Source organism: Micromonospora sp. RTBAU3-60 (genome assembly GCF_054963695.1).
Genome location: NZ_JBUEGB010000175.1, coordinates 1 through 1339, shown reverse-complemented (window position 1 = coordinate 1339; position 1339 = coordinate 1). Strand labels below are relative to the sequence as shown.

Genomic DNA, 1339 nt, shown 5'->3' with positions numbered 1-1339 from the left:
TAGGTAGATCGACCGCGCGGACCTGGCCGATCCAGAGCGAGAGCCGGTCGGCATTTCCAGCGTGAGGCGTCAGGAGCTCGGCGAAGCCCCCGACAACGGCGGCCAGTCTGGTCATCTCTGGGCAGGCCGCGGTGAGGCGTGCCAGAAGATCTCGATGCTCGGGTTTGAGAGCCTGGTAAATAAGGGTTTCAGGTGTGTTGGTGGTGGGCGAGGCGGCGGGTCATGACGATGATCATGGCCCATTGGACCATCGCTGCGTGGTGCTCAGGTAGCCGTTCGTAGTCGCGGACGGTGCGTCGGCACCGGTTGATCCAAGAAAAGGTGCGTTCTACGCACCACCTGCGGTGCAGTACGACGAAGGTGGTCTGCCCGGCGAGCTTGGCGACGATCTGCACGGTCAGGGTGAGGTGGGTGGCGGCCCAGTCGACCAACTTGCCGGCGTAGCCGCCGTCGGCCCAGGTCAGCCGGATGGTGGGGAAGCAGGCGCGGAGTGCCCACAGCAGCGGGCGGGCGGCGTCGCGGTCTTGGACGTTCGCGCCGGTGACCAGGATCGCGAGCAGCAGGCCGCAGGTGTCCACGGCGATGTGCCGTTTACGGCCGTTGACTTTCTTTCCCGCGTCGTAGCCGCGCCCGCGCCGGCCGACGGTCTCCGCGCCCCGTACCGACTGGGAATCGACCAGCGCAGCAGTCGGCTGCCGGGTACGGCCCTCGACCTGTTCGCGGACCTGCTCCCGCAGGCTGTTGTGCATGCGGTTGAGTGTTCCGTCGGCGGTCCAGGTCTTGAAGTAGTGGTAGACGAGCTTGTGGTGCGGGAAGTCGGCGGGCAGCGCGTCCCACTGGCAGCCGGTCCGGTCGAGGTAGCGGATCGCGTCCACGATGTCGCGGCGGGGGTAGGTGATCGGCCGGCCGCGTCCGGTCCCGGCCGGCACGTGCGGAGCCAGGACCTGCCATTCGACATCAGAGGTGTCGGACGGGTAGTGCCGTGGCCGGGCGGTGGGCAGGTGATCGTCGAGCGTGGCCGGGGTGGTGGATACGGCGACGCCGGCGACAAGGTATACAGACAGGGTTGGGCCTTCGGTCGTGCTGGTTTAGTCGCCTTTGCTCGTACCGAAGGCCCTTCCCCATGTCACGCCACCACGCCGGCCGCCGTCACGGTTGGCGATCTCCACCGGGCCCGCCGGAACCGGAAACCCTTATTTACCAGGCTCTGAGGTTGTCGGGCCTGGTAAGGATCATCCGGGCGAGCCGGCGCGGGGAGATGTGGCTGTGGTCGGCGTCCGCGCGGCCTTGGTTGATGTACTTGTGCAGGAGGTTGAGGCAGCCCTCGTAGCCGAGGGCT

1 protein-coding gene and 1 pseudogene are annotated in these 1339 nt (G+C 67.4%); both read right to left on the bottom strand.

The annotated features are described in order from the left end of the window. Positions 1-169, bottom strand: a pseudogene (locus tag ACY34I_RS40390) (ISL3 family transposase); the annotation flags it as partial. Positions 170-188: 19 nt separating this feature from the next. Continuing rightward, complete coding sequence (locus ACY34I_RS40385; protein ID WP_462760827.1) at positions 189-1001, bottom strand: IS5 family transposase; 813 nt, start codon at positions 999-1001, stop codon at positions 189-191. Positions 1002-1339 lie beyond the last annotated feature (338 nt).